General features: G+C 38.4%; 5 protein-coding genes. 2 read left to right on the plus strand and 3 right to left on the minus strand.

The window, feature by feature from the left end:
• Positions 1 to 68 precede the first annotated feature (68 nt).
• Entirely contained in the window at positions 69 to 452 is a 384-nt protein-coding gene (locus QUA20_RS31595; RefSeq protein WP_333194280.1) for an IS1 family transposase, read from the plus strand.
• On the opposite strand, the gene QUA20_RS31600 is transcribed toward QUA20_RS31595, so the two are convergent.
• Positions 441 to 833: a transposase family protein gene (locus QUA20_RS31600; RefSeq protein WP_333194282.1), complete on the minus strand. Its 393-nt coding sequence runs from the start codon at positions 831 to 833 to the stop codon at positions 441 to 443. The two genes, QUA20_RS31595 and QUA20_RS31600, sit on opposite strands and share 12 nt — an antisense overlap.
• A complete protein-coding gene (locus tag QUA20_RS32270) occupies positions 785 to 1,048 on the minus strand; it encodes a helix-turn-helix domain-containing protein (RefSeq protein ID WP_445304742.1) in 264 nt (87 codons plus the stop codon). The genes QUA20_RS31600 and QUA20_RS32270 overlap by 49 nt, the downstream gene beginning before the upstream one ends.
• A 143-nt stretch (positions 1,049 to 1,191) precedes the next feature.
• Here QUA20_RS32270 and QUA20_RS31605 point away from each other — a divergent pair, with 143 nt between their 5' ends.
• Complete coding sequence (locus tag QUA20_RS31605) at positions 1,192 to 1,425, plus strand: hypothetical protein (RefSeq protein ID WP_333194283.1); 234 nt, start codon at positions 1,192 to 1,194, stop codon at positions 1,423 to 1,425.
• A gap of 162 nt (positions 1,426 to 1,587) precedes the next feature.
• Here QUA20_RS31605 and QUA20_RS31610 read toward each other — a convergent pair.
• On the minus strand, positions 1,588 to 1,774 hold a 187-nt coding region (locus tag QUA20_RS31610), incomplete at its 5' end, for a hypothetical protein (protein WP_333194285.1).

Here is a 1,774-nt window from a genome sequence, read left to right on the forward strand (position 1 = left end):
TCTAATATCAGACGCTTCAATATTGCTCATCTTTTAAAAATACTTGAGCGCGCGAGCGCACCTGCGGAATGTGGGATAAAAGCAATAAACAGTGGGTATGGTTAGCCTTAGACGTTAAGACCCGTGAAATTGTCGGGGTTTACATTGGGGCAAGAGACTCGGCCGCCTTAGAAAGAATTATGGAAATCCTTACCGCCAGTAAGAATGACAATGCGCCGTTGCCTACACCGATTTTTGGGCAGCTTACGCCGCTGTGCTGCCAAGCAAACGACATCGAGCCGTCGGCAAGGAAACGGGCTCTCACCAGTTACATTGAACGATTCAACAACACCCTTAGACAACGGGTGTCTCGGTTAGTGCGAAAAACTTTATCCTTTTCTAAGTCCTTGGAAAATCACATTGGTGCCATTTGGTATTTTATCCATCACTACAACACATCATTACTTGTTTAGCACTACCAAAACTTTTTCGGCTTGACTCAGTTTTTTATTTATTATTTTTTTGAGCAATGTTCTACTATTAGTATGAATCTTTTTGATTCCTTGATAACCTCGATAGCCCCAAAATTCAAGTTCTTCATTCATCCCGATATTGCTTTTTTTAAACAAACTAAAATCATGCGTTTTCCCGTTACTAAAAGCTGTACATATTATTTCGGTACTTTTTGTGTTGGCTAAAACTTGCGATTTTATTGTATGATATTTTTGGTTGCCACTATAATATTTATTTTGCTTTTTTTGGGAACGCTCTATTTCATGTTCTGACACATCCACCGCTACAGTTTCTATCTCCTGAATTTGAAATTGATAAATATATATATTTTTATCTGGCAAATTAAATAAATTTGAATTATTAAAGCTTTCTCAGTTATAATTACAATTCGATAAGCATTTGATTCATTAATACCCCATTTAATTCCCAGATGAAAAAAAGTAGGATATTCTCGCAAATAGGATAATGTCATTAAGATTTGGTTTTCTACGCACAATTTACTTGGTCTTCCTGATTTTTTTTGAAGTATTTTTTCCGCTTTGACTATTTTTACCATCTGTTTGAATGTCTCTTGATGTACTCCACAGTAGCGTTTAAAGTCTTTGGGGTTAACTTTTGTAATTGTTCGTAATTCATATTATTAAGGTAATTTTTTCTTTTATTTTACTGAGAATCGCACTTTCGCAAGAGGTCTATTGAATGGAAACTGGTTCTGGTGCCGATGCTTCGGCTGCGGTGGTGTTGGAGTTGGCAATGCAGTTTCCTGTGCCGGTTGTGTGGGCGGTGTTTTCGCTATTAGTGATGCTGTGGGTGTTGTTGCTAGCGATACAACTTCTGGTGGTGCTTGCACACCTGTTTTTATGTGTGTTAGCTTATTACGTAGAAGGGCTTATGTGTCAACGATTACCGTCCGTCGTCGTTGTTCGAGGATGAGGAGCGGCTGAATGCTTCTGATTCGGGGCCAGTGGTTGTTCCGGTCAAGCCATCCACTCCAGCAAAACGGAAAGCTTCAACAAAATGTACTTTTGAGGGTTTTCCACTTCTAAATTTTAGGACGTTAATAACAAATTTATCGACAATCGCTAAAAATCAAGTCTAGCCTAAATTGCGTCTGGTTTCAGTTAGTTTCGACAAGCTGACGATGCCGGCTCCTTTGCAACAGAGAACTTTGGATTTACTGAAGGTTTTCCTAATATTGTAGTCATCTATAGCAATCCTATATGATTTGTGAGAATTTACCATAACTGTGAAGCTTGGGGAAATCAAATATCTGATAATGAGT

This window comes from Microcoleus sp. Pol7_A1 (assembly GCF_036701085.1).
GTDB lineage: Bacteria > Cyanobacteriota > Cyanobacteriia > Cyanobacteriales > Microcoleaceae > Microcoleus > Microcoleus asticus.